This window comes from Aliiroseovarius sp. xm-d-517 (assembly GCF_013283135.1).
GTDB classification, from domain to species: domain Bacteria; phylum Pseudomonadota; class Alphaproteobacteria; order Rhodobacterales; family Rhodobacteraceae; genus Aliiroseovarius; species Aliiroseovarius crassostreae.
The window spans coordinates 1,778,542-1,805,371 of the sequence record NZ_WBXT01000001.1 but is presented as its reverse complement, the minus strand read 5'-3'; the positions used below and the strand labels follow the sequence as shown (position 1 = coordinate 1,805,371).

Sequence of the window (26,830 nt, the reverse complement as noted above, 5' to 3'; positions counted from 1 at the left end):
GGCTCGGCGCAGAGCGCGCGCGGGGGGGACCTACCTGTTCATTTTCTGGTTAAAAATATCCCGGGGAGCGCCTGAAACAGGCGCAAAAACAGGATCAGCTCACAGCGGGAGCAACCCAAAGTGTCGCGCGGATGCTTGGCCGGATGTGGGGTCAGATCATTGCCGTGCCGCAATGGGGGTGCATTCGATATTTTGCAAAACCACGCGATCTTCATCCGCGCTCCATTCATCCTGCAGTTCGCAATCCAGATCCACCCGGATCGGAGGGGGCACCGGAGGCAGGTCGCTGTTGCAATTCAACTGGGCGCGCTGAATGCCCTGATCCCCGCTCAGGCTACCCTCTCGAATGGGGCATCCGGTGCTTTGTTCGATGGCGATCTTGGCACGTCGCAGGACCGAAGACACGCTGGGCAGGGCTTCGAAATTCACCCGGTAGCTTTCCACCCAATCCTCGCGCCGATGGATTTTGAACGTCGCCCCCTGCACGGTGGCCTCGTATGTTCTGGTGTCCTTGCTGCGAAACTCCGGGCTGGGACTGTCACACCCTGCGAGCAGGGCGGATAGGGCAAAGGGCAGCAGAGAGAGTGGACGAAGGGGCATGGCGGTGCTCGTGGCGGAGGTGTCGATGGGGATAGCGTCGGTGGTTTTGGTTAATCAATGGTTAAGCACTGAGCAGAGAATGGATCATCCGCCGAATTCTCACCGGTAAAATCTGATACCGGCAGCCGCTTTGATGTTGCGACCGCTTGTCACTTGCCAAGGCGGGAGACTCGGGCTAAACATATTCGCAAACATGAATATGTAAGCGAAAAGGAATCGCGCCATGCAACTCTCCCGCCCAGCTGACAAATACAATCCACTCTACTTTCTGGCCTCGGTCGGTGCCGGAGGTCTGTCGGTGACCTTCTTCATGTATCTGATGTTCTGGGTGCCGCATAAGGACCGCCCGGTGCCGATCTTCGAAGACCTGATTGCAGTGATGCAATCGGGGTCGATAGGGTTGAAAATTGCTGTGATCGCCGCGTGGGCAGGGATCGCTGCCATGGTGTTTCTGAACCTGAAATATCTGGTCTGGAACCTCAAACAATTCTCGGCGTTCAAGAAAACCGATGCTTACGCAGCGCTGAAAAGCTCCAATGCCGAAACCACTATTCTGGCGATGCCGCTGGCGCTCGCTATGTCAGTCAACGGCATGTTTGTGGCGGGACTGGTTTTTGTCCCCGGCCTGTGGAGCATCGTCGAATATCTGTTTCCCCTGGCCATGCTGGCCTTTCTCGCCATTGGCATTGTCGCGCTTGCCTATATCGGGGATTTCCTGGGCCGCGTGTTGACCAAGGGGGGCGTGTTCGATGTGACCGCGCATAACAGCTTTGCCCAGATGCTGCCTGCGTTTGCGCTGTCGATGGTGGCGGTGGGCTTTGCCGCCCCGGCCGCGATGAGCCATACCGCTGCCGTTGTGGCAATTTCTCTGGTTGGGTCGGCATTTTTCGGAACCGCTGCAATCGTTTACGCCCTGGTCGCGCTGGTCACCGCATTCAACTCGATGCTGCATTACGGCACCTCGAAAGAAAGTGCGCCGACCCTGATGATCGTGATCCCGATCCTGACGGTTCTGGGCATCATGTTCATGCGTCAGACCCATGGCTTGCATGAGACGTTCAATGTTCATGTGACCCCGGCAGAAACCATGGTGTTCCTTGCCCGCCTCCTGACCATTCAGCTGCTGTTTGCCCTGCTGGGCCTGGCTGTGCTTGCCCGTCAGGGATATTGGAAAAGCTTTGTTTTCGGGGCTGAGACGTCGCCCGGCTCCTACGCTCTGGTCTGCCCCGGTGTGGCGCTGTCCGTGTTGACCCATTTCTTCCTGAATGCGGGGCTGGTGAAAGCGGGTGTGCTGGACAAGTTCTCGGCGCTCTACTGGGGCGGAACCGCCATTGCCCTTGTGCTGCAATTTGCCATGATCGCCCTGGTGCTGCGCCTGAACAAACAGCATTTCGGCCGCAGTCAGGCTGTTGCACAACCGGCGGAGTGACCGGACCAAAGGACGGGCTGGCGGGCGTCCCTTCGGGCGCCCGTTTTGCTTTTCGCACGCTTGCATTCCCCGCCCCAAACCGTGACAGTAGCAGGGCGAAGGATCAGATTTGTGAGCGCAATGCCCCAACTTGATGACATCACCGGACAATGCCTGTGTGGCAAATGCGGCTTTGCCTTTCATGGCGCGCCGTTCTTGCAGGTGGTGTGCCATTGCGACAGCTGTCGCCGCGCAACCGGTGCGGCGAGTGTTGGGTTCATGGGTTTGAAAAACGGGCAATGGCGCTGGACCGGTGCGCGCCCCGCCTGTTACGAAAGCTCCCCCGGGGTGCAGCGGTTTTTCTGCCCAACCTGCGGGTCCGCCCTGGGTTTTGAGGGCAGCCACTATCCCGGACAGTTCTATGCGCTCGCCTGTGCCCTTGCGGATCCAACGCTGTTTGCGCCGACCGCGCATGTGCATCATGATGAAATTCTGCCCTGGGCCAGCCCGGCGGATGACCTGCCCCGCCACCTGCTCACCTCCGAACTGCTTTGAGGAAAGACATGACTGACAAACCCGCAAAACCCCCTGTTGACCCTGAACGTCACGCAATGAAAATGGCCAAGAAAAAGGCCGCACGTGACAAGATCATGGCCACCAAGACCGACAAGAAGGGGCTGGTGATTGTGCATACCGGCAAGGGTAAGGGCAAAAGCTCGGCCGCGTTCGGCATGATCTTCCGCTGTATCGCCCACGACATGAAATGCGCCGTGGTGCAGTTCATCAAAGGTGGCATGGATTGCGGCGAGCGGGATCTGATCACCGCAAAATTCGGTGATATCTGCGAATTTCACACCATGGGCGAAGGCTTTACCTGGGAAACCCAGGACAAGACCCGGGATACTGAAATGGCCCAGGCCGCGTGGGAAAAATCCAAAGAGCTGATCCGCGACCCAGCCAATACGATGGTGCTTCTGGATGAGATCAATATTGCCATCCGTTATGGCTATGTGGATGCCACTGAGGTCGCCACTTTCCTTGAAGAGGAAAAACCCGAGATGACCCATGTGGTTCTGACCGGGCGCAATGCCGCGGATGAGGTGATCGAACTGGCTGATCTCGTGACCGAAATGGAACTGGTCAAACACCCGTTCCGTTCGGGCATCAAAGCGCAGATCGGCGTCGAATACTGATCTGCCTTCGGGGCGCGCACCCGCTGGATATGTAAAGGAAACGCCATGCCAAGGTTCTATATGGCCTATCACATGGATCAGACCGGGGCTGAACAGGCCGGGTCTGATCCGGATGTCCAATCACAACGGCAGGCGCGGTTTCAACAATGGATGCAGAGATACGCGGCCGTTTTGCTTGTGCCAATGCAGCCATTGGGGCCGCAATGGACCATTTCAGACGATGGCGCGCAGGAAGGGTTTGCAGGCTCCATGATGGGATATTCCATCCTCGAGGCCCCGGATCTGGAAACTGCCAAAACCATTGCCGCCGACTGCCCCTTCTGTGAAATCGGAAACTTGCAGCTGGCACAAATGGTTGAGCTTCCGGCGCCTCCAAAGACCACGGCCTGAACAGGTCTGGGTGGGGCCGGGGGGCCGGCCCCCCGCTCTTCACACTTTCCCCTTGGTTCAAATACTCCCGCCGGAGGCCCCCCAAGCCTGTCGACCAACCTGCCGACCAAAGCAAGAAAGGGCGCGGGAGCACCCTGCGGTCAGATCGCCTCCCGCAGCTTGGTCATCAGCGCGGTCAGGTTCTTTTCATATCGCGCACTGACCAGTCGCCCGCCGTCGTCAAACTCTTCCCGACTACCCGCCACGGCAATTTCCGGCCCGAGTATCAGACGTGGCTGAAAGGGTGTCATGGCTGCGACCAAAGAGGCCTGCGCGCGTTCGCCACCTGCCCGGCCGCTGGCGGCTGACATCACCACAACCGGTTTGCCCACCCAGGGTTGGGGCCGGGTCCGGCTGACCCAATCCAATGCGTTTTTCAGAACGCCGCTCAGCATTTTGTTATATTCCGGGGTCGAAATCAGCACCGCATCCGCTGACCTGATCTGTTCGGTCAGCACAGACACCGGGTCCGGGATCCCCTGAGCCTCCTCCAGATCCCCATCGTAAAGTGGCAGGTTCAGATCCGCTTCGACGAAATCGCATTCTCCAAACACCCGCGCCGCTTCGCGCAAAAGCATCCGGTTCGTCGACCCTTTGCGCAGTGCGCCGGGTAAGCCCAGTAACGTTACACCCATACCACTCTCCTGTTTTGCAGGCGGATCCTTGCGGCATATGCGCGCCAGATCAAGCCCGCCCTCAACCCAGCGTGTTGGCAACTTCGATCAGATTGCCATCCGGGTCGCGCAGGTAGAGTGACAGGATTGGCCCGGTCGCGCCACTGCGCCGCACGGGGCCTTCTTCAACAGGAATTGCCATCTGCTCCAGATGAGCTTGCCACTCCGCTAAATCCCGGTCCGACAGGAAACAAAGATCCGCAGATCCCGGAGCAGGGGCCGCGGCCTTGGGGTCAAAAGGCATTTCCGCAGGATGAAGGTTGATTTTCTGACTGCCAAAACACAAGGCCCACCTTGTGCTGCCATCCGCCGGGTGAAACGACACCGCCCGCATCCCCATGACATCCTCGTAAAACCGGATCGTGTCTTGCAGGTTCGTCACGGTCAGGACAAGGTGATCTAAAGTGGACACGGTGGGCATCTGGTCTTCTCCGGCTGGATACGCACAGGCTGACAGGAGGGCCGCCCCGATGCAAGAGCACCCCGACACCCAAAACACCTTTGCTGATCAAATGGATCCAGCCCGGGCCGCAGCGCTGTTCACGGCGCTGGATCTTGGTCCGGCCCCGACAGCAGGGGATCCTTTGCCCCCGTTCTTTCACCAGCTTTATTTCTGGGATGCGCAGCCGCCGTCTCATCTTGGCCGTGACGGCCATCCCCGCGTGGGGGGGCTGATCCCGGATATGGGGCTGCCGCGTCGCATGTGGGCCGGTGGGCGGCTTGCTTTTCACGCTCCGCTTCGGGCCGGGGAAGAGGCGCGCAAAACCACCATCGTAGAAAGCACGGACCAGAAGGAAGGGCGCAGCGGTCCGCTTGGGTTTGTCACTTTGCGGCACGAGATTTATCAGGGGCATGACCTCAAGGTGACCGAATGGCAGGATCTGGTATATCGCGAAGACCCTTCGCCGGACGCCCCGGAACCCAACCCGCAACCCGCCGCCGAGGATGAGGAAAGCGCCGAAAGCTGGCGATTTTCCTCGACCCTGCTGTTTCGCTATTCGGCCCTGACATTCAATGGGCACCGGATCCATTATGATCTCGACTATGCCCGTGAGGTCGAAGGGTATGACGGCCTGGTGGTGCATGGTCCGCTTCTGGCACAGCTCCTGATGCTCAAAGCCACCCGCGAGCTTGGCCCGCTTGCGAGCTTTCGGTTCCGTGCCATGTCCCCGGTGATGCACACGCAAGGGGCCACGCTTTGCCGCAAGGGGCAGGTGCTGTGGGTGCGGGGGCATGATGGCCGGTTGTGCATGTTGGCCGAAGCCGGGATTTAAAGGCTTGCCTCGACCCGAAACCGCTCCGGCACCCTGTCGGTCTCATCCAATATGAGATCTGCCATGACATTGGCCACGTTCGGTGCCATGCCAAAGCCGATCTTGAAACCGCCATTGACGATGAACTCCCCTTCACGCCCGGGCCATTGCCCCAGCATCGGCGCGCGTGAACGGGCGCGCGGGCGCAGGCCCGCCCAGCGTTCGATGATAGGAGCGGCGCGCAGAACAGGCAGCACCTCGGTGGCTTTCAGCAAGATCTCGTCAAGCTGTTCGTCGGTCTCGTCTGCTGAAGCATAGTCGCGCTCAGAGGTGGACCCGACGGCCACCGTTCCATTGTCATGGGGCACGATCAGCACCGGTCCCGCAGCTATCTGTGCCATGCCGCGCGCATCCAGCCCCAGCAAAGCTGCCTGTCCCTTGACCCCGTTTCCGACCTGCTTTTCGCGCTCGGCTGACAAGGCCTGAAGTCCCGCCAGCCCGGTGGCCCAGACCAGTTTCCCTTCTGTGGGGGCATCACCAATCACCACCTCGCCCCCAAGGGCCCGGATTGCGCCAGCCAAAGCATCGCAGGCCGAGCGCGGATGAATGCGCGCGCTGAGCGTGTCGTGGATCACCAGCCCGGTTTCAGAGCGTGGCGACCAGTCGTCCTGCGGGGCGTCCTTGACCACCCATGTGGCTTTCCCCTGCCAACAGCTGCGCGCTGTTTCGGCCCGTTCGCGGGCCAGTTCCAACCCCCGTTCCGTGTCAATGGGTTGCAGGCGCCCGACACGACCATAGCCGGTCGGCAGGCCGGACAGCTCTGTCGCTTGCTGCCAGAAATTTTCGGCCATGATCAGGCTTTGAAACTGAAACTCCTTGATGTCGTTCCAGTTTTCCGGCGCGTGCGGGGCCAGCATCCCAACCACACCGCCGGAACAGCCCGCCCCAATCCCGGTGCGCTCAATCACCCGCACCTTCGCCCCGCGCAGGGCGCAGGCAAAGGCCGTGCTCAATCCGAACACACCCGCCCCCATCACCGTCACATCAACTGTTGCCAAAGTGAGCATCCTTCCTCATTGTCGCGCAGTTACCCCCCTCATAGGCGATCAGATGAAACAGGACCAGACAGCAGAGCTTGAATGGAAAGACGGGGCGATCCCGGTGGCGACCCGGTTTGATGACCCGTATTTCAGCCTCGAGAATGGGCTGGATGAAACACGCCATGTGTTTTTGGCGGGAAATGACCTGCCCGCACGGTTCCGGCCGGGATTTCACATCGCCGAACTGGGGTTTGGCACCGGGTTGAATATGCTGGCCACGGTGATGGCCTGGCAGGGGGCTGGGGCACCTGAAAATACGCGATTCACCTCGTTTGAAGCCTATCCGATGGCCGTCGAAGACATCGCACGCGCGCTGGAGGCCTTTCCCGAGGCACGCGCCCTTGCTGATCCGTTTCTTACGGCCTGGGGGCAGGGCAAACGGGTTTTTGATGTTCACGGGCTTGCGGTCGAGGTGATCGAAGGGGATGCGCGCGAGGAGCTTTCGCACTGGTCCGGTGGCGCGGATGCCTGGTTCCTCGATGGGTTTTCCCCTGCGAAAAACCCGGAACTGTGGGGAGAGGAGCTGATGGCAGATGTGGCGCGTCATACCAACCCGAATGGCACGTTTGCGACATATACCGCAGCGGGTTTTGTCCGTCGCGCCCTAGACGCGGCAGGGTTTGCCGTGGAACGCTCGCCCGGTTATGGGCGAAAACGGCATATGAGCCGGGGGGGGCTGCGCCTCTGATCATCGTAACACCACAAAACGTGTAAATGGGGCCAGCATGGAACAAAATACCCGATTGGGGATATGGCTGATGGTGGCCACAACCTTCGTGTTTGCGTTGCAGGACGGGATTTCGCGCCATCTGGCCGGGGAATATAATGTCTGGATGGTGGTGATGATCCGCTATTGGTTTTTTGCAGGCTTTGTCGTGTGGCTGACGCGGCGGTCAGGCGGCCTTCATCGGGTGCTGAAACCAAACAAACCCTTTCTGCAAATCTTCCGTGGCGCCCTGTTGGCGTTGGAAATTTGCGTGACGGTTCTGGCTTTCACGTTGTTGGGGCTTGTGGAAAGTCACGCGGTTTTTGCCTGTTACCCGCTGCTGGTCGCGGCGCTGTCCGGTCCGGTGCTGGGGGAGCATGTGGGCTGGCGGCGCTGGGTGGCGATTGGGGTAGGGTTCCTGGGCATATTGATCATTCTGAAACCGGGGTTTGGTGTTTTCGCGCCTGCGGCTGTGGTGCCGCTTCTGGGGGCAGGCATGTTTGCACTTTACGGTCTGCTCACCAGATATGCGGCGCGGTTTGACAGCACCCAAACCAGTTTTTTCTGGACCGGCGTGACAGGCGCGGTTGTGATGACAGTGATTGGGGCCGGGTTCTGGGAACCAATGAGCGGGGGGGACTGGATCTGGATGGGCACGCTGTGCCTGACCGGCGTGCTGGGGCATTGGCTCTTGATCAAATGCTATGAGGTGGCCGAAGCCAGCGCGGTCCAGCCTTTTGCTTACCTGCAACTTGTTTTTGTGGCCATTCTGGGGGTTGCGGTTTTTGATGAGCGGATTGAGCTGAACGTGATTTTCGGCGCTGTGGTGGTTGTGGCAGCAGGTGTGTTTACGCTCCAGCGTGCCCGCGTTGCCAGCTAAAGCCATGATCGCAGCATGATCCAGCTGGGGGTTTTATTTCCTCAAAAGGGGCGTTGCCCCTCGGTCCTGCGCGCTGCGCAGGCCCTCACCCCAGGATATTTGGGACAAGAAAAATGCGCGTCCGATCCCATTTTCTGGTTGGAAATATCCCGGGGTGCGCCTCGCAGAGGCGAGGGGCAGAGCCCCTGATGTATTTCGGGAAGGGTGCACGTTTCCGGGGCTTTTCAAGATGCCCTATTGCTTCAGTTCTTTCGACAGGCGCAGGGGGGCGGTCTTGCCGGTCAGGCGGGCGCGGTAGATGGCCAGGCTTTCGGTGACGCGCATCACGTAGTTGCGGGTCTCACGAAAAGGGATGTGCTCAATCCAGTCGACGATGTCGGTGCCGGGCGCGCGTGGGTCACCGAACCGTTCGGACCAGCTGCGCGATCGGCCTGGCCCCGCGTTATAGCCAACCGCGATCAGCACAGGATTGCCGTCAAACTCTTCGATCAGCTTGGCAAGGTATTCAGATCCCAGCCGTGTGTTGTAGGCGGGGTCCTCGGTCAGGCGTGCTTTCGAGTAGGACAGATCAAGTCGTTTCGCCATGTCTTTGGCCGTGCCGGGCATCAGTTGCATCAGTCCGCGGGCCCCAACGCCAGAGACAACCTCAGGATCAAATTCGCTTTCGCGGCGGGCAATGGAAAGTTCCAGCGCGCGCGGCACACCCGCATTTCCCCGTCCAATGTCTGGTGTTGGGAAATAGGGCCGATGCAGGATCCATCCCTGCCGCGCGGCATATTTGGCAATCATGATACGCAGATGGGGTTCACTCATTTTTTCAGCCCAACCCGTCAAATGGCCGATTTCATCCCGGTTCAGACGTTCCGCCAGGTGAACGGTGAAGCGTTCTGTCCAGTAAAGCTCACCTGCGGCTTGCAGCAGGCGTGCGGCCTGCATGACGGATGTGTTCCAGAAGGGTTGATTGGTGAAATCCCGATGGCGTTCCCGGCCGGTCAGCGCCGGGTCCATGGGAAGACCGGCCTTTTCAGCGGCAAGCTGGCCATAGAAGCTGGTTTGATATTTCGCACCCTCCGTATAGGCAATCTGGGCTTCGGCGGACTTGCCCATGGCCTCATAGGCGCGGCCGATCCAATACCCTGCGCGGCCCAGTGAGATCGGCGTGAATACGCCGCTGCGGAAGCGTTTGAAATGATAAAGGGCGGTTTCCGGATCGTTCAGCTTGCGCAGGGCGATATACCCCGCCAGCCATTCCAGATCATTGTAATGCCCCCCTTCTGAAAGCTGGTGCTGGGCGGCCAGTTGATAGGCCTGCCGGGCGTTGCCTTCGCGCATGGACCAACGGGCGAGCACCCGCCTCCAGCTGCCCCAACGGTCGGGTTGTCCCAGCAGGGTCATGGATTTTGAACGCTCAAGCAACAGCTCGGCGGCATCCTGGTTGCGCCCTTTCCCAGCGCGCCAGAGGAACCGTTCATAAGCCAGCCCCGGATCATTAGCCACCGCGGCTGGCACCGCTTTGATCAGAGCATCCACCCCGTTTTCACCACGACGCAGCGCAATGCGGGCGCGGGTCAGGGCGGCTTCTGCGCTGCCCAGAAGCGGCAGCATCCGGGTGGCATCGGTGCTGTTGCCACGCCAGAGCATATTGTCGGTCCGTTGCCAATGCAGCCCGCTCAGGGTCTGGCCGTAGCGGCTCACAAAGGCGTTGTGTTCGTCCTCGTCCATCGACAGGTTGCGCCAGGCATCTGAAATCACCTCGATTTCCGCCTTGCGCTGCTGGGCGTTCAGAGCTTCCGCTAGTCGCAGTGCTCCCCGGCCGGTTTGTGGGGTTTGCGGGGCGAAGAAAGCGATGATTCTCTCTGGGTCGGACCTGCGGGGGATGGTTTTCTCCGAACGTTTGCGCAGGAGTTTCAACCCCGGCCAGTCGGGGCGGCGGCCGAGAAACGCGACCGTATCAGAAAATTCACCTTCACCTTGCCTGAGGCGGTGCCATTCGACGATGTCCGCCACCAATGGCCCACCGCCCTCGGCGCGTGCCCGGGCTGCGGGCCAATCGTCCATACGGGCAAGGGCAATGGCGTCCTTCAACGCCTGGACAGAGTTGGCCTCCTGGGCCGTTGCAGGTGTGATCTGAAGCCATGTAAGGGCCAGAAAGATCGTCATTATGTGGTAAATTCGCGCAGTCATGACGAAAACCTAGCGTCGCAGCGTGCCAGATCAACACACATTCTTGGCATTTGACCGGAACCCGGCTAGTTTCCGCCGCGTTTGCGGGGCGATTCAGAAACCACGCCCCGTGTGAATTGACGACTACAACAAAGGAGCGTGTCATGTTCAAAGGAAGTCTTCCTGCCCTGGTCACGCCGTTCAAGGACGGCGCAGTGGATTTTGACGCGCTCAAACGCATCGTGAACTGGCAGATCGACGAAGGGTCGAACGGTTTGGTGCCGGTTGGGACGACGGGCGAAAGCCCCACGCTGAGCCATGAAGAGCATGAAGCGGTGATCGAAGCGGTGGTGGAAACCGCGGCCGGTCGCGTGCCGGTGATTGCCGGGGCCGGGTCGAACAATACCGTGGAAACGCTGCGCTTCATGGAGCACGCCAAGCGGGTCGGTGCGAGTGCCGGTCTGGTGGTCACACCTTACTACAACAAACCGACCCAACGTGGGCTGATCCATCACTATCTTGCGGTGGCCGATGCGGTGGATCTGCCGATCGTGATCTACAACATTCCCGGCCGTTCAGTGGTGGACATGACACCGGAAACCATGGGGGAGCTTGCCAGCCATCCGAATATCATCGGTGTGAAAGACGCCACGGGTGATCTGGCGCGGGTGAGCTATCAGCGCATGACCTGTGGGGCAGATTTCTGCCAGCTTTCGGGAGAAGATGCCACGGCGCATGGGTTCAATGCCCAGGGCGGTCAGGGCTGCATCTCGGTCACGGCAAACGTCGCCCCGCGCCTCTGTGCGGATATGCAGGCGGCAACATTGCGGGGGGACTATGCCCAGGCGCTGGAGATTGCCGACAAGCTGATGCCTCTGCACAAGGCGATCTTCACGGAGCCCGGGCTGGTTGGCGCCAAATATGGTTTGTCGAAACTGGGTCTGTGCGCGCCGGATGTGCGCAGCCCGCTGACCGATCTGGAAGACAGCACCAAGGCGCTGATCGACGACGCGATGCACCACGCAGGCCTTCTGGGCTGAACCGGTCTATGGCCACAGACGAAAGGCGCTCCAATCGGGGCGCCTTTTTTGTTGGGATCGCCACTGTGATCTCCAATGCCATCTGTTCCTTGCTGCGGCTCTGTGGCAGGGTGCGATGACAGGTAAAGGAGTGCCCCATGTCCGAAATCCGCGACGGTGAAATCGCCCTGCCATTTGACCCGGCTGACGAGGCCGGTCCCTCGGTCGCCTTCATTGGGCGCGTTCGCAGCCCGTGGGAAAAGGGCTCCGCGCCCGGCAATATTTCCGGTGCGCGGGAGCGGGGTGGGGAGTTCGCCATCGAGCTGGACCCGCGCTATGTGCAGGGGCTGCAAGGTCTGGAGGTTGGGCGGCATATCATCGTGATGTATTGGATGGATCGCGGGCGGCGCGATTTGATTGTGCAATGCCCGCGCCACACAAATGGCCCAAGGGGTGTCTTTTCGCTGCGTTCACCGGTGCGGCCCAATCCGATTGCACTGGCGACGGTCCAGATCACGTCGATGGACGGGGCGCGGATCGGCATCGACGCGATCGACTGTTTCGACGGCACCCCGGTGGTGGATATTAAACCGTGGATTGCCAGCATTGATCAGCCACAGGAGAGTGCCGGGGGCTAGACACTGCGCGCGCCAGCCCCTACATCCGCTTCATGGCTAAGAAAAAACCAACCAAAGAAGATGGCAACTACAAGGTGATCGCGGAAAATCGCCGTGCGCGGTATGATTATGCGATTGAAGATGACATCGAATGCGGGATTGTCCTGCAAGGGTCCGAGGTGAAATCCCTCAGGACCGGTGGGTCGAACATTGCCGAAAGCTATGCCGCGGTGGAAGATGGCGAGCTTTACCTGACCAACGCCTATATCGCGCCTTACAAACAGGCGATCACCTGGGGCCATCTGGAGCGGCGCAAACGCAAATTGCTGGCGTCCCGGCGCGAGATTGCCCGGATGTGGAAAGCCACCCAGCGTGAGGGGATGACCCTTGTGCCGATGGTCATGTATTTCAACCACAAGGGCCTGGTGAAAGTGAAAATCGGCATCGCCAAAGGTAAGAAGGCGCATGACAAACGTGCGACTGAAGCCAAGCGTGATTGGGGCCGCCAGAAACAACGCCTGCTGCGTCACGGGGAGTGAGGGGCTCTGCCCCTCGCGGTTTCACCGCTCACCCCGGGATATTTTGACCAGAAAATGAGGGTCAGGTGAGGTCGAACCCCGTATAGGGAAGGAAGTTGATCAGATCACCGGGGGTGATGTCTTGTGCGTCATCCGACAGTTCCACCAGGCCTGTGGCCCAGGCGAGGCCCGAAATGCGGCCTGACCCTTCGGATTTGAACGCCTCCACCCGACCATCGGCGCCAATGCGCGCGCGCAGGTATTCGCGGCGGCCCGCCTTCTTCTTCTTTGCAAAACCGGCGGGCAGGGCGATGGGCATCGGATCCAGCCATTTCCCACCGGCAAGCACCGAAAAGGCGGGGCGGGCAAAGATCAAGGTGGTGACAAGGGCTGCCACCGGGTTGCCCGGCAGGCCAAAGACAGGTGTGCCATTCCATTGCGCCAAGGCCAGGGGGCGTCCCGGTTTGATCGCGATGCGCCAGTGATGCAGCGATCCGGTGTCTCGTAAAAGGGCCGAGACGTGATCCTCGTCCCCTGCTGATGCCCCGCCAGAGGTCAGGATTACATCTGCCTTTTCGGCGCCACCATCGAAAGCCGCGCGCAAAGCATCGCGATCATCTGCAACATGGCCAAGATCCACCGGTGCGTATCCCCAGGTCTCGGCAAGGGATAGGAGCATGGGGCGGTTGGCATCATAGGTGCGCGCCACGTCCATCGTGGAGCCGGGGGCGGCGAGTTCATCGCCGGTTGACAAGACCCCCACGCGCAGTGGTTTGCGGGTCTCGACTGTGGCCAGACCAAGCGCGGAGAGGAGTGCGATATCCGGTGCGCGCAGCTTGTGACCGATTGGAAGCGCCAGTTCACCGGCGTCCACATCCTCGCCAGCTGCACGGGCATTGGCCCCCGGTTTGGGGGCAGAGGGGAAGCTGACTGTCCCCGCATCGAGCGTCACATCCTCTTGTAGCACCACTGTATCCACGCCCTCTGGTAAAAGCGCGCCGGTCAGAATGCGGATGGCTTTGCCGGGGGGCAAGGAACCGTCATACGGCCCCCCCGCTGCGGCGCGCCCGTCCACCAGTGGCAAGGTGATGGGGCTGTGGGCTGGCAGGCTGGCATGGGCAAAGCCATAGCCGTCGACGGCGGAGTTCGCGCCGGGTGGGTTGGCGCGCAACGCCATGTGGTCGCGCGCCAGAATGCGGCCCCGCGCTTTGTCGGTCGCAATGGTTTCCACGTCTGTGACCGGGCCAATCCGATCCCGCAACGTGGTGAGTGCGTCCTCCACCGGGGTCCAGTGAACACCGGGGGGCAGGGCAAAACAATTGTCCTTGAGGCCGGAGGGTTTCTCGGCCGGCCGGGGGGAGAGGCCGGTTTCCATGGCGATGAAATCGGCAATTGCCTTGGTGTCGTCCAGATCAAAAAGCGGGCAGGGCAGATCCGTTGGCGTATGGTCAGCCGCCACTGCGCGCACGGTAGGGGTGTCACGAGCGATCAGTGGCTGGCCGGTTTCGGACCGGCAGGCTTCGATCTTTGGGTGGCTTGCCGATTTGAACCCTTCTACCAGCACGAGGTCACAGGGGCGAAGGCGCTTGACCAGGGCCTGCAGGTCCGGCTTGGGGTCGCCGCGCAACTCGTGCAGCTGGGCGATGCGGGTGTCACTGGCGAGCAGCACCTCCTGCGCACCGGCAAGTCGATGGCGATGGGTATCTGTGCCGGGGCGTTCCAGATCGACCCCGTGATGGGTGTGTTTGATGGTGGAGACCACAAGCCCGCGCGCGGTGAACTCGGCCACCAGCCGCTCGACCAGACCGGTTTTGCCGGAGTTCTTCCAACCTGTGACGCCAAAGATCGGGGGCATGTCAGGGGGCTCCTTTCAGAAGGGTCTCGGCTGTGGCCAGATCCTCGGGTGTGTTGACGTTGAAGAACGGATCAAAAGGCGTGGGGTCATAAGGCGCCAGTGCCGCCCCATGTTCATCGGTCCAGAGCACCACCTTGCGCAGCCCACGTTCAAGGGCCGTGCGCAGGTCGTCGCGCAGCGTCACGGGCCACAGCCCAAAGGTGGGCTGGCGCATGGGGCCGCGTTTGGGGTCATTGGTGGCGGCAAGCGCTATGGGCGCGTCTTCGGAGGTGGCAGCGGCGATCAGGCGGTTGGCCAGGTCGGTCGGGAAAAACGGTGTGTCGGCCGCGGCGGTCAGGATATGGGTGGCGCTTTTGCCTGCCGCCCAGTCCATTCCGGCCAGCACACCTGCAAGCGGGCCTGCAAAACCGTCAATGCTGTCGGGCAGCACCGGCAGTCCCGTATCGGCAAACCGGGACGCATCGCCATTGGCATTCAATGCCATGGCATCGACCTGCGGCGCGAGCCGGGTGATCACATGGTCCAGCAGGGTTTTGCCGCCCAGCACCAGCCGCCCTTTGTCGAGTTGCGTGTCTTCACTCCCCCCCATTCGGGTTGCAAGCCCACCGGCGAGGATCACCCCGTAAAGTTTCATGGCAGGACCTTTCGGGATTGGGCCGGAACATTGCGGTGTTCCGGCGGGAGCATTGTCGGGGATAGGACGGCGTTGGGAAAGCTCATGCGCTCCCCTTTCGCCGATGTTTTTTGTCCTCTGACGGGGCATGGGCCGGGTCCATGTCGCGGATCAGGCGATCGGCGCCAGACAGGCAGGTGAAGCGTTGCCCGCGCATCCTGCCGATCAGGGTCAAGCCGATCTCCTGCGCGATTTCCACCCCCCAGGCGGTAAATCCCGAGCGGGAGACCAGGGCGGGGATTCCCATCTGCGCGGTTTTGATCACCATCTCGGAGGTCAGCCGCCCGGTGGTGTAAAGGATCTTGTCCGCGCCCTCTATGCCCTCGGCCCGCATCCAGCCCGCCACCTTGTCGACCGCATTGTGCCGGCCGACGTCTTCCATATAAACCAAGGGGCGGTCGCCCTGGCACAACACCGTGCCGTGGATCGCTCCTGCTTCTAGGTAAAGGGACGGGGTGCGGTTGATCTTGTTGGCGAGCGCATAAAGCCATGAGGTGCGCAGTTCAGTCCTGGGCAATGTAAGCCCCTCAAGCCCCTCCATCATGTCGCCAAACACCGTGCCCACAGCGCAGCCAGACGTGCGGGTTTTGCGCGCCAGCTTGTCTTCGTAATCGGTTTCCGTGGCCGTGCGCACCACCACCGTGTCCAGATCCTCGTCATAATCGACGCGGGTGATCTGGTCGTCGTCGCGCAGCATGCCCTGATTGCGCAGAAACCCGATGGCGAGGTAATCGGGGTAATCTCCGATTGTCATGGCGGTGACAATCTCACGGCTGTTGAGAAAGATGGTCAGCGGGCGCTCCTCAACCACATTGGTGCAAATCTCGGCGCCATGTTCATCTACCCCTTTCACAGCCCGCGTCAGGCGCTGCGCGGTTGGATCCGGGGCGATGATATAGTCCGTGGTCAGGGTCGATTGGGCCATCTGTCATCCTCAGGCTCAGATTATCGGGAACTTGCTCTTGCCCCCCAGTGGTTTATCGGCAATTTAGGGGCCGATGAGCAAAACTGTCACCCCCAAAACCGCCTTTCTGCGCGGAGCGCGCGACGCGCTGCCCTTCCTTCTGGTGGTGGGGCCATTTGCGTTGTTGTTTGGCGTGGTTGGCACGGAGGCCGGGTTGAACCTGGTCGAGGTGATGGGCTTTTCCGTGCTGGTCATCGCCGGGGCCTCGCAATTTGCAGCACTTCAGGTGATGAGCGAAAATGCCCCGACGCTGATTGTGATCCTGACGGCGCTGGCGGTCAACCTGCGCATGGCGATGTATTCGGCATCTCTGACCCCGTATCTGGGCAAGGCACCGATGTGGCAACGGGCGATGGCGGCCTATTTCATGGTCGATCAGGCCTATACCCTGTCGCAGATCAAGTTTGAGATGGAACCGGATCTTTCTGTGTCGTCCCGGTTTGCCTATTACCTGGGAACGGTCGTTCCTCTGGCACCGTTCTGGTATCTGCTCACCTATGTGGGGGCGGTGGCAGGCACGCAGATCCCGCCTGAATTTGCGCTGGATTTTGCCCTGCCGATCACCTTTATCGCGATGATTGCCCCGGCGCTGCGCACCCTGGCCCATATTGCGGCGGCCGTCACGTCGATCATCGTGGCCCTTCTGATGGCGTGGATGCCGTATGGAACCGGCCTTCTGGTGGCTGCGACCCTGGCGATGATCGTCGGCGCGCAGGTTGAGCTTTTCCTGGAGCGGCGTGTGGTGCGGAATGGGGCGGGACAGGGCAAAGGGGGTGCCTCGTCATGAGCTATTCTCATCTGTCGATCTGGGCGGTTATTTGCGGTCTGGCGGTGGGCAGTTTCCTGATCCGTTTCAGTTTCCTTGGCCTGATCGGGGATCGCCCGATGCCGGACTGGGTGCTGCGCCACCTACGCTATACGCCGGTTGCGGTGCTGCCGGGGCTGGTTGCCCCGCTTGTGCTCTGGCCTGATGCGACCGGTGGCATGGTTGATCCGGCCCGACTGGCCGCGGCCCTGGTGACACTGAGTGTGGGTTATTTTGGCAAAAATGTTCTGTTTGCAATCCTGAGTGGGGCACTGACGCTCTATGGGATGATCTACCTACTGGGCTGATAGGTCCGGTCAGCCCACTGATGAGCACCGTTCGCATTTCTGCAGGTCGGCCAGCATGTGTTCAATCCATTTGCGAAAGATCTGGATCTTACGAGAGCTGCGCCGATGTTCCGGGTAAACCAGCCAATAGGCATTGTCATCTGACCCCAACAGATCAAAGGGTTGCACCAACTCGCCACTGCGCAGGGCGCTGGAGAAAAAGGCCGGGGTGAGAATGGCAACCCCCTTGCCGGCAATCGCGGCCTGTCCTTCAACCACTTGGGATCCGAATTTTCCAATGGGGATGCTGGGCTTTGCCTGCCCTGCAACGCCCGCTGCGGACAGCCAGGCGTCCCACCATGGATCGGTTGGGTCCAGAATGGGCAGTTTCAAAATGTCAGATGGCGTCTTCAGCGGTTGGGCATTGTCCAGCAGATTGGGGCTGAGCAGGGGGGTGAAACTATGCTTGAGCAGCAGATGCTGGCGCAAGCCCGGCCATCCGCCTTTGCCCGCGCGAATGGCCATGTCAAACCCGCCATTTTCAAGATCGACAATTTGCTCACTGATTTCCATGCGCACCGAAATCTCGGGATGGGCTTGCTGAAAATCCGCAAGGCGCAGCCCCAGGATATTCACCGCAAATGTTGGCAGCACACTGATCGACAGGGTTTCCTGCGTCTGGCCCTGGGCCTTGGAATAGGCGTCGGAGAGCAGGTCCAGTGCGCGGGTGGTGTCGGGCAGAAATCTGGCGCCGACCTCTGACAGCGTGACGCCCCGTGCCTGTCGCAGAAACAGCGCAGCCCCGATCCGTTCTTCAAGCAATTTGATTTGATAACTGACGGCCGCCTGCGTCATGCCCAACTCACTTGCGGCAAGGGTGAAGTTCTGATGCCGGGCTGCGGCCTCGAACACACGGATTGCGGCGAGAGGGGGGAGGTTGCGCCGGGTCATGTATTAAAATTCCTTATGCCTTGCCAGCCGGGTTTGATTGGTCATTTGACGCGGACCGCGACATTTATAGTGCTTCACCACATGTTAGGTTATCCAATGGGCACTATACTGAACATCATGGAAAGGCGATACAAGGGCGTATCATTTGATTTCCTTATTGCCAGAATAAGGAAGCTACGGGTCTGGGTTCGCAAATGGCAAAGCCGTCGGCTGGACGTGGACGCCCTGCCAAATCACCTCAGAAAAGACATTGGTCTGCAGGATATGCATCGCAGGTGGGACCTGCCGGTGCGATCATCCTCATACTGGTTGCCATGACTTTGCGCGATCGGACCTGTCAGAGCCAAGTCGCGTTTCCGGTGCCCGGCTAAGCCCCCAAGGGCAGGCCATTTACCAGAATTTCGTAGTTCAGATGCGGGTCATCATCATAGATGATGTCCTGCTGCACACCGGGTTTGGTGGCGAAGTAGTCGCTGAACTTCTTGGGATTCCACGGGGTCGGGGCATCCTCAAACCCAGGAAGACGTTGCACGATGGCGCTGACACTGCGGGTGCAATGGGCTTTGGGCACGGCCCCGTTCTGTTCGACCAGACGAATGGCCAGCTCTGCCACCTCCGGGCTGACCACGATATCCTGGCGGATCACGTGGTAGGTGATGCGCGCGTGGTAGTCGATATAGAAGTCTTCCACGCCGGGGGTGATGCCATAATGCACGTCATGGCGCTCGGGGATACGCTCATGCCCCCAGGTGCCCGCAGGATCAAACAGCACACGTTCATGCCCGTTGATCATCAGCGCCGAGTGGGCACCGGAACCGGTTCGATTGGAAATCACCGTAAACAGGGTCAGGGTCGGGGGGGCATCCGCCCGATACGCTGCCTGACGGACCGCGGTATCGCTGGCCCAGACATTATCGGCCCCACCACATGCGGTCAGTCCGCTGACCAATGCCAGCGCCAGAAAAACACTCCGCATCTTCACCCCTGATTTCGAACCGCTGAATGCGGTTTATGCACCTACCAGGGCAAGGAACACCAAAATCAGCAGGATTGCAATCGTCGACCGGACGCAGGTTTTGACGAAGCCTTCATAGGTTTTTTCCTGCGCGCTTGTGTCCATCGTGCCCATTTCATGCTCAGCCATGTTGTTTCCCTGTTATTTGAATCACACGTTAAGTTTTCGGATAGCGGATTTTCGGGGAGCTGTCACCATTTACTCCTGCGTGCAGGCGAAATTGCCGGGCAAGGTGTGTCTGAGGTCGGGGGGAGCGCATGTCGCAAACAGAACAGTTTATCACGCCTTCCGCTGCGAGGTTTGGCCTTGAAAAGAACAGGAATGGGATAAGCGCATGAAAGTTGGGTTCATTGGATTGGGTAATGTCGGGGGGAAGCTGTCCGGCGCTCTGCTCAGAAACGGGATTGATCTGACGGTTCATGATCTGAACGCGGATCTGGTGGCGGGCAAAGTGGCGCAGGGTGCCAAATCCGCTGCGACCCCGGCCCGGATGATGCGCGATTGCGATGCGGTGATCACCTGCCTTCCCTCTCCCGCTGCATCAGATGCGGTGATGCGCGAAATGTTGCCAGAGGTCGGACCGGGCAAGATCTGGATGGAGATGTCGACCACGGATGAGGCCGAAGTGAAGCGGCTTGGGGCCAAGGTTATCGCTGCGGGAGGGGCCGCGGTGGATTGCCCGGTTTCGGGAGGGTGCCACCGCGCGGACACGGGCAATATCTCGATCTTTGCGGGATGTGATCGTGCGACTTTTGACAGGATCTTTCCGCTGCTCACCACCATGGGGCGGCGGGTTCTGCACACGGGTGATCTCGGCTCTGCCTCGGTTCTCAAGGTGCTGACCAACTATCTTGCGACGGTGCATCTGGTGGCCAATGCCGAGGCGCTGGTTACGGCCAAGGCGGCAGGGATGGACCTCAATACCGCGTATGAGGCCATCAAGATCAGCTCGGGCAACTCGTTTTCACATGTCACGGAAAGCCAGGTGATCCTGAACGGATCGCGGGACATTTCTTTCACGATGGACCTTGTCAAAAAAGACATTGGTCTGTTTCAGGATATTGCCGACCGTCAGGGCGTGCCGCTTGAGATCAGCCCGCTTCTGGTGAAGATCTTTGATGATGGGATTGCGCGCTATGGCGAACGCGAATTGTCGCCCAATATCATCAAGCGGTTGGAAGAGGCGACCGGGCTGGACATCCGCGCGCCGGGGTTCCCGTCGGAAATGGTGGATGATGAACCCGAGGAACCCGGGTATGAGGTGGTTCCCACCGGACGGGATGCGCCGGCCCAGACGGATTGACAAACCACGCCGGGGTTGCAAGGGCTGGTCCGAGTAACCCCGGAGCTGATGATGCCCTCCTCTGCTGTCCCTCATGTGCCCTTTTCGACCCTGTTTCGCGTCTTTCTGCGGATTGGGCTTTTGTCCTTTGGCGGTCCCGCAGCGCAGATTGCGCTGATGCACAAGGTGCTGGTGGAGGAAGAAGGCTGGCTGAGTGAGCGCCAATACCTCAATGCCCTCAGTTTCTGCATGTTGCTACCCGGACCAGAGGCGATGCAGCTGGCCACCTATTCCGGCTGGCGTCTGCGCGGTGTGCCTGGGGGGCTGATGGCTGGGCTGTTATTTGTCCTTCCCGGTGCTGGGGTGATCTTTGCGCTCGCCGCCCTGTATGTGAGCTTTGGTGACCTGCCGCTGGTGGCGCTGCTGTTCCTCGGTGTGAAATCGGCGGTACTGATCATTGTGCTTGAGGCGCTGTTGAAAGTTGCCCGGCGCGCCCTTCAGGGGCAGGCGCATTGGGTGATTGCTGGACTGGCCTTTGCCGGGATCTTCTTACTTGCGCTGCCTTTCCCGCTGATCGTGGTTGGGGCGGGCATATATGGCGCGCTGACCGCCAGGGACCATGCGGTGGAAGCCCCTTTGCCGCCACGCCATGGTCGGCAGGGCACTCTGATGACCATCGCGGTTTGGCTGACCATCTGGCTGTTGCCCCTCTTTGCGCTCGACAGGATTGCGGGATCGGATTTTCTGCCCCAGATCGGCGCATTCTTTTCCAAGCTGGCCGTGGTCAGCTTTGGCGGCGCCTATGCCGTGCTTGCCTATATGGCGCAGGATGTGGTCACCGGGTTTGGCTGGCTGACAGCGGATGAGATGCTTGACAGTCTGGGGCTTGCGGAAACCACCCCCGGCCCGCTTATTCTGGTCACGCAGTTTGTAGGGTTTGTTGCCGGGTTTCGCGAGGCGGGGTTTACCATGGCGTTTGCAGCCGCTGCGCTCACGCTTTGGGTAACGTTTGTGCCCTGTTTCTTATGGATCTTTGCAGGGGCCCCTTATATCGACCGGCTGGCGGCCCAGCCGCGCCTCAAGGGGGCCCTTTCCGCTATCACCGCTGCCGTGGTCGGGGTGATCCTGAACCTCTCGGTATGGTTTGGTCTCAATGTGCTGTTCCATGAGGTCACGCACAGCACCCTCGGCCCGATCACCCTCTGGATACCGGATTTTGCCAGTCTCGACGGGCGGGCCCTGGGGTTGACGGCTTTATGTGCCGTCCTGATCCTGCGGCTGAAACTGGGCTTGGGCTGGGTCTTGACTATTGCCGCAACCGCCGCGGTTCTACTTGGCCAGTTGGGCTGAGGTTTACCCTTCTTTGGACCCGTCTTCCGGATCCTCATCCTGACTGTCTTCGAGCTCAGCCGCCAGTCGGAACCCAATCCGTTTGGGGGCTTCAGCCTCAACCGCGACAGGCAGGGCGCGCAGCATGACGGAAAGCTGGCTGACATGCTGGATCAGCTGCGTGCGCGCACCGGACTGGTCGGTGCCGTAAAAGGTGATCACGTCGGGGTCAAAGAACCCGATCCCTTCGATGCGCAAGACACCCGCGTCGCCACCGGTGAACCCCATCGCCACCTCATGTTCATTGTCCAGCTGTTCTTCGAAATTCTTGATATAGAGGATCAGGCGCTCATACGCCCATTGAGCGGCGGATTTCTGCTCGACCGGAGTGGCGGCCACTTTCTCCGGCAGGGGTTGATCCTCAACCACCACGGGCGCATCTTCGGAACATTTTGCGGCGTGTTTTCTGGGTTGAAAACGGGGCTTGGTGTTCGGGGCTTTGGTCATGATCCTCACTCGCGTCAAACTGAACCTTTCCGTTTTGCCACAGATGCGGGGGATCGTCACCTCGCATCTACGTGAAAGGTTTGAAAAATGCGTGTGAATGAATTAGTTTGTCTGTGTTTAAAGGAACGCGCCATGTATCTTACCCAACTGCCAGCCCAACGCCTGGTGATCCGTCATTGGGACGATGAGCTTGCCGATCCCGCTGGCCGGGCGCGGATAGAGCGCGCGCTGGAGGGGTTGCTGTCGCCGGAAGGGCTGGCTGCGATGCCGGCAGAGATGCAGCTGGATCAGTCACGCACTGCCTTGCGGGCCTGGGTTGAGAGCCGCGCGCAGGAACGGGATGTCTATCTGATCACCATCAGCACACCCGAACAGGGGTCCGGTCGGCTGGTCGGTCTGATGTTTCTTGTGGATCTGGCAGACGAGGGGGCTGCGGCGCAGATGCAGCTGGGATACCTGTTGTCCGAACAGGACTGGGGGCAGGGATATGCCTTCGAAATGATGCGCGGCATGTTGGAAATCCTGCGAGAGGTGGAACCCGTGGCGGTACTGGCAGGTGTGGGGCGCGACAATCCGGCCTCGGCCAAGCTGCTGGAGCAGGCAGGGTTCACCCGTGACACCGGCCTGTCCGGTGACGGCGCCTGCATGTTCGTGCGCAGCTTTGCCTGAGCAGCGTCGGTAGCTCATCCCCGTAACTCACCGCCACCAGACCTCTAAATCAACCCGTGATCTTGACCAGGTGCGGCGCGTCAGTCGCGCCGTTGCCAAAGCCACGCCCCATCGTCGCGCTTGATCCGGCTCACCCTGCCTTGGTGCAGCAGGTGGTTCAGATGCCCAACCGCTTCGACCAGCGCCAGCCCGTATTCCCCCGCCCCGATCTTGCGTTTGAACAGCGGCGGGAAACACGCGCCCGCCACCTGGGGTGTTTCCAGAAAGGCCTCCAACCGGTCCAGAGCATGATGGTGGTTCTGGATCAACTGCCGCATCCGTGTTGGTAACCCGGTGAATGGCAGCTTGTGTCCGGGCAGAACCAGTTGCGTGTCGGTGGCATAGCCTGACAGGCGTTCGCAGGCCTCCAGCCAGTCGCCCACCGGGTCGGCCTCGGGTTCGGTTGCATAAACGCCAAGATTTGGGCTGATCGTTGCAAGCAGCTGATCGCCACCGATCACCAGCGCCCCATCGGTCGACCAGAGGGTAGCGTGTTCCGGGGCATGGCCATTGCCAATATGCACCCGCCAGTCACGTCCACCAAAGCGCAACGTCGACCCTTCCTTGATACGTTTGAACCCCAGCGGCATATCCGCAACGATATCGGCATAGTTGAAGGGCCGTTCGCTGCGACGTTTTTCCAGCACCTCCGGGTCCATCCCCGCCGCCTGCCAATAGGCAATCGTCTCATCGACCGGCACCATCTGCTCGTCCAGAAGCAACATGCGGGAAAACAGCCAGGCTGTGCGGGTGGTGACAAGCTCCGCCCCCATATCACGCTGAAACCACCCGGCCAGCCCGACATGGTCGGGATGGTGATGGGTGACGATCACGCGCTTGACGGGTTTGCCCCCCAGCGGACCTGCAAGAAGTTTTTCCCAGATCCTCCGGGTTTTTCCGGTGTCAAACCCCGTGTCGATAAGGGTCCAGCCGCCGCCCTCTTCTTCAGGATCCTCAAAAGCAAAAACATTCACATGATCCAGCGCCATCGGCAGGGGCAGCCGCATCCATAACGTGTTTTCTGCCACCAGCAGGGCCTCGCCCTCCCCCGGAGCATCGGGAAAGGGGAAGGTCAGGGGCGCGCTCATGAGGCGAGGTCGTCAGGTGTCAGCGCATAAAGCCCCGCCGCACCTGCGCGCGCTTGCGCAAATTGGGCCACGTGTTCCGGCAGCAGACGGTTGATGTGGAAACGGGCCAGTTCCGTGCGCGGGCCCTTGCCGCCTTCGGCAATGGCCGCCTTGAGATGGTAATGGGCCCCCAGCACCCGGGCAAAGCCCATCAGGAAAGGGACCGCCCCGGCAAAACGATCCTGCATGTCGGTCTGTTCCACCTGCCATTCGATTGTTTCGCGCAGGTCTTCCGCGGCAGACCAGACCGCTTCGGACATGTTCGGGAACAGGGCGCGGGCCCCTTCGGCCTGTGTCTCGATCTCTTCAAGCAGGCGGAAGGCCGCGTCGCCCCCGTCCATCATCTTGCGTCCCACGAGGTCCATGGCCTGAATTCCGTTGGTGCCTTCGTAAATCGCGGTCACCCGCACATCACGCAGATATTGCGCAGCGCCGGTTTCCTCGATGAACCCCATGCCGCCATGCACCTGGATGCCCATATTCGAGACATTGATCCCGGTCTCAGTCCCATAGGCCTTGACGATCGGCGTCAGCAGGGCAGCACGCGCATTCCAGTCGGCATCCCCGGTGGCACGGCCCATGTCGATGGCCTTGGCCAGCGACATCGCCATGGCGCGGGCGGCAAACAGCTCGGCCTTCATCTGGGTGAGCATCCGGCGCACGTCAGCGAAATCGACGATGGTTCCATTGCCGGCATCCCCCAACGGAGTGCGGCCCTGTTTGCGCTCCAGCGCATATTCAAGCGCCTGCTGGAACGCGCCTTCGCCCGTTCCATAGCCCTGAACGCCGACCCCAAGACGGGCATTGTTCATCATCGTGAACATGGCGGCCATGCCTTTGTGCGGCTCTCCGATCATCCAGCCGCGCGCGCCTTCAAACGACATCACCGCCGTGGGGCTGCCATGCAGGCCCATCTTGTGCTCAAGGCTGACCACCCGCAGGGAATTGCGCTCGCCGGGATTGCCATCGGCATCCGGGATCAGTTTCGGCACAAGGAACAGGGAAATCCCCTTGGTGCCCGCCACCCCGTCGGGCAGACGTGCCAGCACCAGATGGCAGACATTCTCGGTGATGTCATTATCCCCCCAGGAGATAAAGATCTTCTGACCGGTCACCGAATAGGTGCCGTCGCCATTCTCCACCGCTTTTGAACTCAGCGCCCCGACATCCGACCCGGCCTGCGGTTCGGTCAGGTTCATCGTGCCCGCCCATTCGCCGGTGATCAGCTTGGGCAGATACAGTGATTTCAGCTCGTCCGAGGCATGATGTTCCAGCGCTTCAATCTGTCCCTGTGTCATCAGCGGGCAGAGTTGCAGCGACAGGCAGGCCGAGGACATCATGTCATTCACAGCCGTTTGCAGGGTCAGGGGAAGCCCCATACCGCCATATTCCGGGTCCGCAGCCATGCCGATCCAGCCGCCTTCGGCAATGGCCTTGTAACCGCTGTCAAATCCCGGCGAGGTGCGAACGACGCCGTTTTCCAGCTTGGCCGGGGTCAGATCACCGTTGCGATTGAGCGGGGCCAGAACCTCCTCGCACATCTTGCCAGCCTCTGACAGAACCGCCTGTGCCATGTCGGCAGGGGCTTCGGCGAACAGCTCGGTTTCAGCGATCTGGTCATAGCCGATCACATGGTCGAACAGGAATTGGAAATCTTCGGTGGGCGCGCGATAGGGCATTGTCCGTCCTTTTCAGGCTGGTAAGTAAGGGCTGATCTATCCCATACTGAACGCCACCCAAGCGCAAAAGGAAAACGCAGCGTCATGAATGCGCCAATCACAACTGAATTGCTGGCGGATACGGCCGAGGGCATCACGCGTGCGGCTGAGGTGTTGCGGTCGGGCGGGCTTGTCTCGTTCCCGACAGAAACGGTTTACGGGCTGGGGGGGGATGCCACCAATGACCATGCGGTGGCCCGGATCTTTGAAGCCAAGGGGCGGCCCAGCTTCAACCCGCTGATTGTGCATCTGCCGTCGGTTGAGGCTGTTTCGGAATATGCGGTGCTTGAAGGGGTGATGCGCGATTTTGCCATGGCATTCTGGCCGGGCCCGCTGACGCTGGTGCTGCCGCTGAAGCCGGGTGGCCCGCTGTCGCCGCTGGTCTCAGCCGGGTTGCCCACCGTGGCGATCCGTGTGCCGGAACATGATCTGGCCCGCAGGCTACTGGAAGAAACCGGCCGCCCGATTGCGGCACCATCGGCCAACCCGTCGGGGCGGATCAGCCCCTCTACCGCTCAGCATGTGATGGATGGGCTTCGCGGGCGGATTGATGCGGTGCTTGATGGAGGTACCTGTGCGGTTGGGCTGGAAAGCACGATTGTCGGCATTGACCCGGCGCCCGAGCTTACCCGACCTGTTCTGCTGCGGCCCGGTGGCCTGCCGATCGAGGTTCTGGAACAGGCGATCCGTGGGCCTTTGGCAATGCATAAGGCGGGTGATGCCATTTCAGCGCCGGGTCAGCTCACCTCGCACTATGCCCCGAATGCCCGGATGCGGCTGAATGCCGAAACCCTGTTCCCCGGCGAACGCTTGCTGGGGTTCGGACCGGTGGATGCCGCGTATAACCTCTCTGTGTCCGGGGACCTTGTTGAGGCGGCGGCCAATCTTTTTGCCATGTTGCACAGGTTGGATGCCGAAGGGGATGCGCCGATTGCAGTTTCCCCCATTCCTGACCATGGTCTGGGGCGCGCCATCAACGACCGGCTGCGCCGCGCCGCCGCGCCGCGCGACAGCTGAAACGCGGTTCCCGCTCTTGTCGGGTCTCAGGA

The 26,830-nt window shown here is 60.6% G+C and carries 30 protein-coding genes; 16 read left to right on the top strand and 14 right to left on the bottom strand.

Annotated features, from left to right (window positions below; genetic code table 11):
- Nucleotides 1-156: 156 nt before the first annotated feature.
- On the bottom strand, nucleotides 157-600 hold the full coding sequence (locus XMD517_RS08780) for a hypothetical protein (RefSeq protein WP_173485950.1): 444 nt from the start codon (nucleotides 598-600) through the stop codon (nucleotides 157-159).
- Between the two features lie 223 nt (nucleotides 601-823).
- Between XMD517_RS08780 and XMD517_RS08775 the strand changes: the two genes are divergently transcribed.
- The 4 genes from XMD517_RS08775 (at nucleotide 824) to XMD517_RS08760 (ending at nucleotide 3,591) form a co-directional block, all read left to right on the top strand.
- Nucleotides 824-2,029: a hypothetical protein gene (locus tag XMD517_RS08775; RefSeq protein WP_173485949.1), complete on the top strand. Its 1,206-nt coding sequence runs from the start codon at nucleotides 824-826 to the stop codon at nucleotides 2,027-2,029.
- Between the two features lie 120 nt (nucleotides 2,030-2,149).
- Nucleotides 2,150-2,563 (top strand): GFA family protein, encoded by a 414-nt coding sequence (locus tag XMD517_RS08770; RefSeq protein ID WP_254449688.1) that lies wholly within the window; start codon nucleotides 2,150-2,152, stop codon nucleotides 2,561-2,563.
- Nucleotides 2,564-2,571: 8 nt separating this feature from the next.
- Nucleotides 2,572-3,201, top strand: a complete 630-nt coding sequence (gene cobO, locus XMD517_RS08765; RefSeq protein ID WP_173485947.1) for a cob(I)yrinic acid a,c-diamide adenosyltransferase — start codon at nucleotides 2,572-2,574, stop codon at nucleotides 3,199-3,201.
- Between the two features lie 45 nt (nucleotides 3,202-3,246).
- Complete coding sequence (locus XMD517_RS08760; protein ID WP_173485946.1) at nucleotides 3,247-3,591, top strand: YciI family protein; 345 nt, start codon at nucleotides 3,247-3,249, stop codon at nucleotides 3,589-3,591.
- Between the two features lie 140 nt (nucleotides 3,592-3,731).
- On the opposite strand, the gene XMD517_RS08755 is transcribed toward XMD517_RS08760, so the two are convergent.
- Together XMD517_RS08755 and XMD517_RS08750 are read right to left on the bottom strand one after the other, a co-directional pair.
- Nucleotides 3,732-4,265 (bottom strand): NADPH-dependent FMN reductase, encoded by a 534-nt coding sequence (locus tag XMD517_RS08755; RefSeq protein ID WP_173485945.1) that lies wholly within the window; start codon nucleotides 4,263-4,265, stop codon nucleotides 3,732-3,734.
- Nucleotides 4,266-4,326: 61 nt separating this feature from the next.
- On the bottom strand, nucleotides 4,327-4,725 hold the full coding sequence (locus XMD517_RS08750) for a VOC family protein (RefSeq protein ID WP_173485944.1): 399 nt from the start codon (nucleotides 4,723-4,725) through the stop codon (nucleotides 4,327-4,329).
- A gap of 49 nt (nucleotides 4,726-4,774) precedes the next feature.
- Here XMD517_RS08750 and XMD517_RS08745 point away from each other — a divergent pair, with 49 nt between their 5' ends.
- Complete coding sequence (locus XMD517_RS08745) at nucleotides 4,775-5,578, top strand: MaoC family dehydratase N-terminal domain-containing protein (protein WP_173485943.1); 804 nt, start codon at nucleotides 4,775-4,777, stop codon at nucleotides 5,576-5,578.
- On the opposite strand, the gene XMD517_RS08740 is transcribed toward XMD517_RS08745, so the two are convergent.
- A complete protein-coding gene (locus tag XMD517_RS08740; protein ID WP_173485942.1) occupies nucleotides 5,575-6,615 on the bottom strand; it encodes an FAD-binding oxidoreductase in 1,041 nt (346 codons plus the stop codon). The two genes, XMD517_RS08745 and XMD517_RS08740, sit on opposite strands and share 4 nt — an antisense overlap.
- A 52-nt stretch (nucleotides 6,616-6,667) precedes the next feature.
- Here XMD517_RS08740 and mnmD point away from each other — a divergent pair, with 52 nt between their 5' ends.
- Together mnmD and XMD517_RS08730 are read left to right on the top strand one after the other, a co-directional pair.
- Nucleotides 6,668-7,345 carry a tRNA (5-methylaminomethyl-2-thiouridine)(34)-methyltransferase MnmD gene (gene mnmD, locus XMD517_RS08735; RefSeq protein WP_173485941.1) on the top strand — a complete coding sequence of 226 codons (678 nt, stop codon included), beginning with the start codon at nucleotides 6,668-6,670 and terminating at the stop codon, nucleotides 7,343-7,345.
- A gap of 37 nt (nucleotides 7,346-7,382) precedes the next feature.
- Entirely contained in the window at nucleotides 7,383-8,243 is an 861-nt protein-coding gene (locus XMD517_RS08730) for a DMT family transporter (RefSeq protein WP_173485940.1), read from the top strand.
- Between the two features lie 234 nt (nucleotides 8,244-8,477).
- On the opposite strand, the gene XMD517_RS08725 is transcribed toward XMD517_RS08730, so the two are convergent.
- Nucleotides 8,478-10,427, bottom strand: coding sequence for a lytic transglycosylase domain-containing protein (locus XMD517_RS08725; RefSeq protein ID WP_254450024.1), 1,950 nt, complete (start codon nucleotides 10,425-10,427; stop codon nucleotides 8,478-8,480).
- Nucleotides 10,428-10,570: 143 nt separating this feature from the next.
- Here XMD517_RS08725 and dapA point away from each other — a divergent pair, with 143 nt between their 5' ends.
- The 3 genes from dapA to smpB all read left to right on the top strand — a co-directional run bounded on the left by dapA (nucleotide 10,571) and on the right by smpB (nucleotide 12,581).
- Nucleotides 10,571-11,446, top strand: coding sequence for a 4-hydroxy-tetrahydrodipicolinate synthase (gene dapA, locus XMD517_RS08720; protein WP_173485938.1), 876 nt, complete (start codon nucleotides 10,571-10,573; stop codon nucleotides 11,444-11,446).
- A 137-nt stretch (nucleotides 11,447-11,583) separates the two neighbouring features.
- Nucleotides 11,584-12,063: a tRNA (N6-threonylcarbamoyladenosine(37)-N6)-methyltransferase TrmO gene (tsaA, locus tag XMD517_RS08715; RefSeq protein ID WP_173485937.1), complete on the top strand. Its 480-nt coding sequence runs from the start codon at nucleotides 11,584-11,586 to the stop codon at nucleotides 12,061-12,063.
- Nucleotides 12,064-12,095: 32 nt separating this feature from the next.
- A complete protein-coding gene (smpB, locus tag XMD517_RS08710) occupies nucleotides 12,096-12,581 on the top strand; it encodes an SsrA-binding protein SmpB (protein WP_055187703.1) in 486 nt (161 codons plus the stop codon).
- A gap of 61 nt (nucleotides 12,582-12,642) precedes the next feature.
- On the opposite strand, the gene XMD517_RS08705 is transcribed toward smpB, so the two are convergent.
- The 3 genes from XMD517_RS08705 to XMD517_RS08695 all read right to left on the bottom strand — a co-directional run bounded on the left by XMD517_RS08705 (nucleotide 12,643) and on the right by XMD517_RS08695 (nucleotide 16,013).
- On the bottom strand, nucleotides 12,643-14,415 hold the full coding sequence (locus XMD517_RS08705) for a bifunctional molybdopterin-guanine dinucleotide biosynthesis adaptor protein MobB/molybdopterin molybdotransferase MoeA (RefSeq protein WP_173485936.1): 1,773 nt from the start codon (nucleotides 14,413-14,415) through the stop codon (nucleotides 12,643-12,645).
- Nucleotide 14,416: 1 nt separating this feature from the next.
- A complete protein-coding gene (mobA, locus tag XMD517_RS08700; RefSeq protein ID WP_173485935.1) occupies nucleotides 14,417-15,049 on the bottom strand; it encodes a molybdenum cofactor guanylyltransferase MobA in 633 nt (210 codons plus the stop codon).
- Between the two features lie 82 nt (nucleotides 15,050-15,131).
- Nucleotides 15,132-16,013, bottom strand: coding sequence for a formate dehydrogenase accessory sulfurtransferase FdhD (locus tag XMD517_RS08695; RefSeq protein ID WP_173485934.1), 882 nt, complete (start codon nucleotides 16,011-16,013; stop codon nucleotides 15,132-15,134).
- Between the two features lie 73 nt (nucleotides 16,014-16,086).
- Here XMD517_RS08695 and XMD517_RS08690 point away from each other — a divergent pair, with 73 nt between their 5' ends.
- Both XMD517_RS08690 and XMD517_RS08685 read left to right on the top strand, forming a co-directional pair.
- Nucleotides 16,087-16,839 carry an AzlC family ABC transporter permease gene (locus XMD517_RS08690; RefSeq protein WP_173485933.1) on the top strand — a complete coding sequence of 251 codons (753 nt, stop codon included), beginning with the start codon at nucleotides 16,087-16,089 and terminating at the stop codon, nucleotides 16,837-16,839.
- Complete coding sequence (locus tag XMD517_RS08685; RefSeq protein WP_055187712.1) at nucleotides 16,836-17,165, top strand: AzlD domain-containing protein; 330 nt, start codon at nucleotides 16,836-16,838, stop codon at nucleotides 17,163-17,165. Before XMD517_RS08690 ends, XMD517_RS08685 begins: the two co-directional genes overlap by 4 nt.
- Nucleotides 17,166-17,174: 9 nt before the next feature.
- Here the strand turns inward: XMD517_RS08685 and XMD517_RS08680 are convergent, their stop codons facing one another.
- The 3 genes from XMD517_RS08680 to XMD517_RS08670 form a co-directional block, all read right to left on the bottom strand.
- Nucleotides 17,175-18,095 (bottom strand): LysR substrate-binding domain-containing protein, encoded by a 921-nt coding sequence (locus tag XMD517_RS08680; RefSeq protein ID WP_173485932.1) that lies wholly within the window; start codon nucleotides 18,093-18,095, stop codon nucleotides 17,175-17,177.
- 367 nt (nucleotides 18,096-18,462) lie between these two features.
- Nucleotides 18,463-19,071 (bottom strand): hypothetical protein, encoded by a 609-nt coding sequence (locus XMD517_RS08675; RefSeq protein WP_173485931.1) that lies wholly within the window; start codon nucleotides 19,069-19,071, stop codon nucleotides 18,463-18,465.
- Nucleotides 19,072-19,104: 33 nt separating this feature from the next.
- Nucleotides 19,105-19,239, bottom strand: a complete 135-nt coding sequence (locus XMD517_RS08670; protein ID WP_055187718.1) for an aa3-type cytochrome c oxidase subunit IV — start codon at nucleotides 19,237-19,239, stop codon at nucleotides 19,105-19,107.
- 205 nt (nucleotides 19,240-19,444) lie between these two features.
- Between XMD517_RS08670 and XMD517_RS08665 the strand changes: the two genes are divergently transcribed.
- A complete protein-coding gene (locus tag XMD517_RS08665; protein ID WP_173485930.1) occupies nucleotides 19,445-20,413 on the top strand; it encodes an NAD(P)-dependent oxidoreductase in 969 nt (322 codons plus the stop codon).
- 48 nt (nucleotides 20,414-20,461) lie between these two features.
- Nucleotides 20,462-21,742 (top strand): chromate efflux transporter, encoded by a 1,281-nt coding sequence (gene chrA / locus XMD517_RS08660; RefSeq protein ID WP_173485929.1) that lies wholly within the window; start codon nucleotides 20,462-20,464, stop codon nucleotides 21,740-21,742.
- A 3-nt stretch (nucleotides 21,743-21,745) separates the two neighbouring features.
- Here the strand turns inward: chrA and XMD517_RS08655 are convergent, their stop codons facing one another.
- Nucleotides 21,746-22,228, bottom strand: coding sequence for a DUF6173 family protein (locus XMD517_RS08655; protein ID WP_173485928.1), 483 nt, complete (start codon nucleotides 22,226-22,228; stop codon nucleotides 21,746-21,748).
- Between the two features lie 132 nt (nucleotides 22,229-22,360).
- On the opposite strand from XMD517_RS08655, the gene XMD517_RS08650 reads away from it, so the two are divergent.
- Nucleotides 22,361-22,897 (top strand): GNAT family N-acetyltransferase, encoded by a 537-nt coding sequence (locus XMD517_RS08650; RefSeq protein WP_173485927.1) that lies wholly within the window; start codon nucleotides 22,361-22,363, stop codon nucleotides 22,895-22,897.
- A gap of 80 nt (nucleotides 22,898-22,977) precedes the next feature.
- Here XMD517_RS08650 and XMD517_RS08645 read toward each other — a convergent pair whose 3' ends face one another.
- Both XMD517_RS08645 and XMD517_RS08640 read right to left on the bottom strand, forming a co-directional pair.
- Nucleotides 22,978-24,024 carry an MBL fold metallo-hydrolase gene (locus tag XMD517_RS08645; protein WP_173485926.1) on the bottom strand — a complete coding sequence of 349 codons (1,047 nt, stop codon included), beginning with the start codon at nucleotides 24,022-24,024 and terminating at the stop codon, nucleotides 22,978-22,980.
- Nucleotides 24,021-25,742 (bottom strand): acyl-CoA dehydrogenase, encoded by a 1,722-nt coding sequence (locus XMD517_RS08640; protein ID WP_173485925.1) that lies wholly within the window; start codon nucleotides 25,740-25,742, stop codon nucleotides 24,021-24,023. Before XMD517_RS08640 ends, XMD517_RS08645 begins: the two co-directional genes overlap by 4 nt.
- Before the next feature lie 84 nt (nucleotides 25,743-25,826).
- Here XMD517_RS08640 and XMD517_RS08635 point away from each other — a divergent pair, with 84 nt between their 5' ends.
- The gene (locus XMD517_RS08635) at nucleotides 25,827-26,798 is read left to right on the top strand and encodes an L-threonylcarbamoyladenylate synthase (RefSeq protein WP_173485924.1); all 972 of its coding nucleotides are present in this window, start codon (nucleotides 25,827-25,829) and stop codon (nucleotides 26,796-26,798) included.
- The last annotated feature ends 32 nt before the right edge of the window (nucleotides 26,799-26,830 follow it).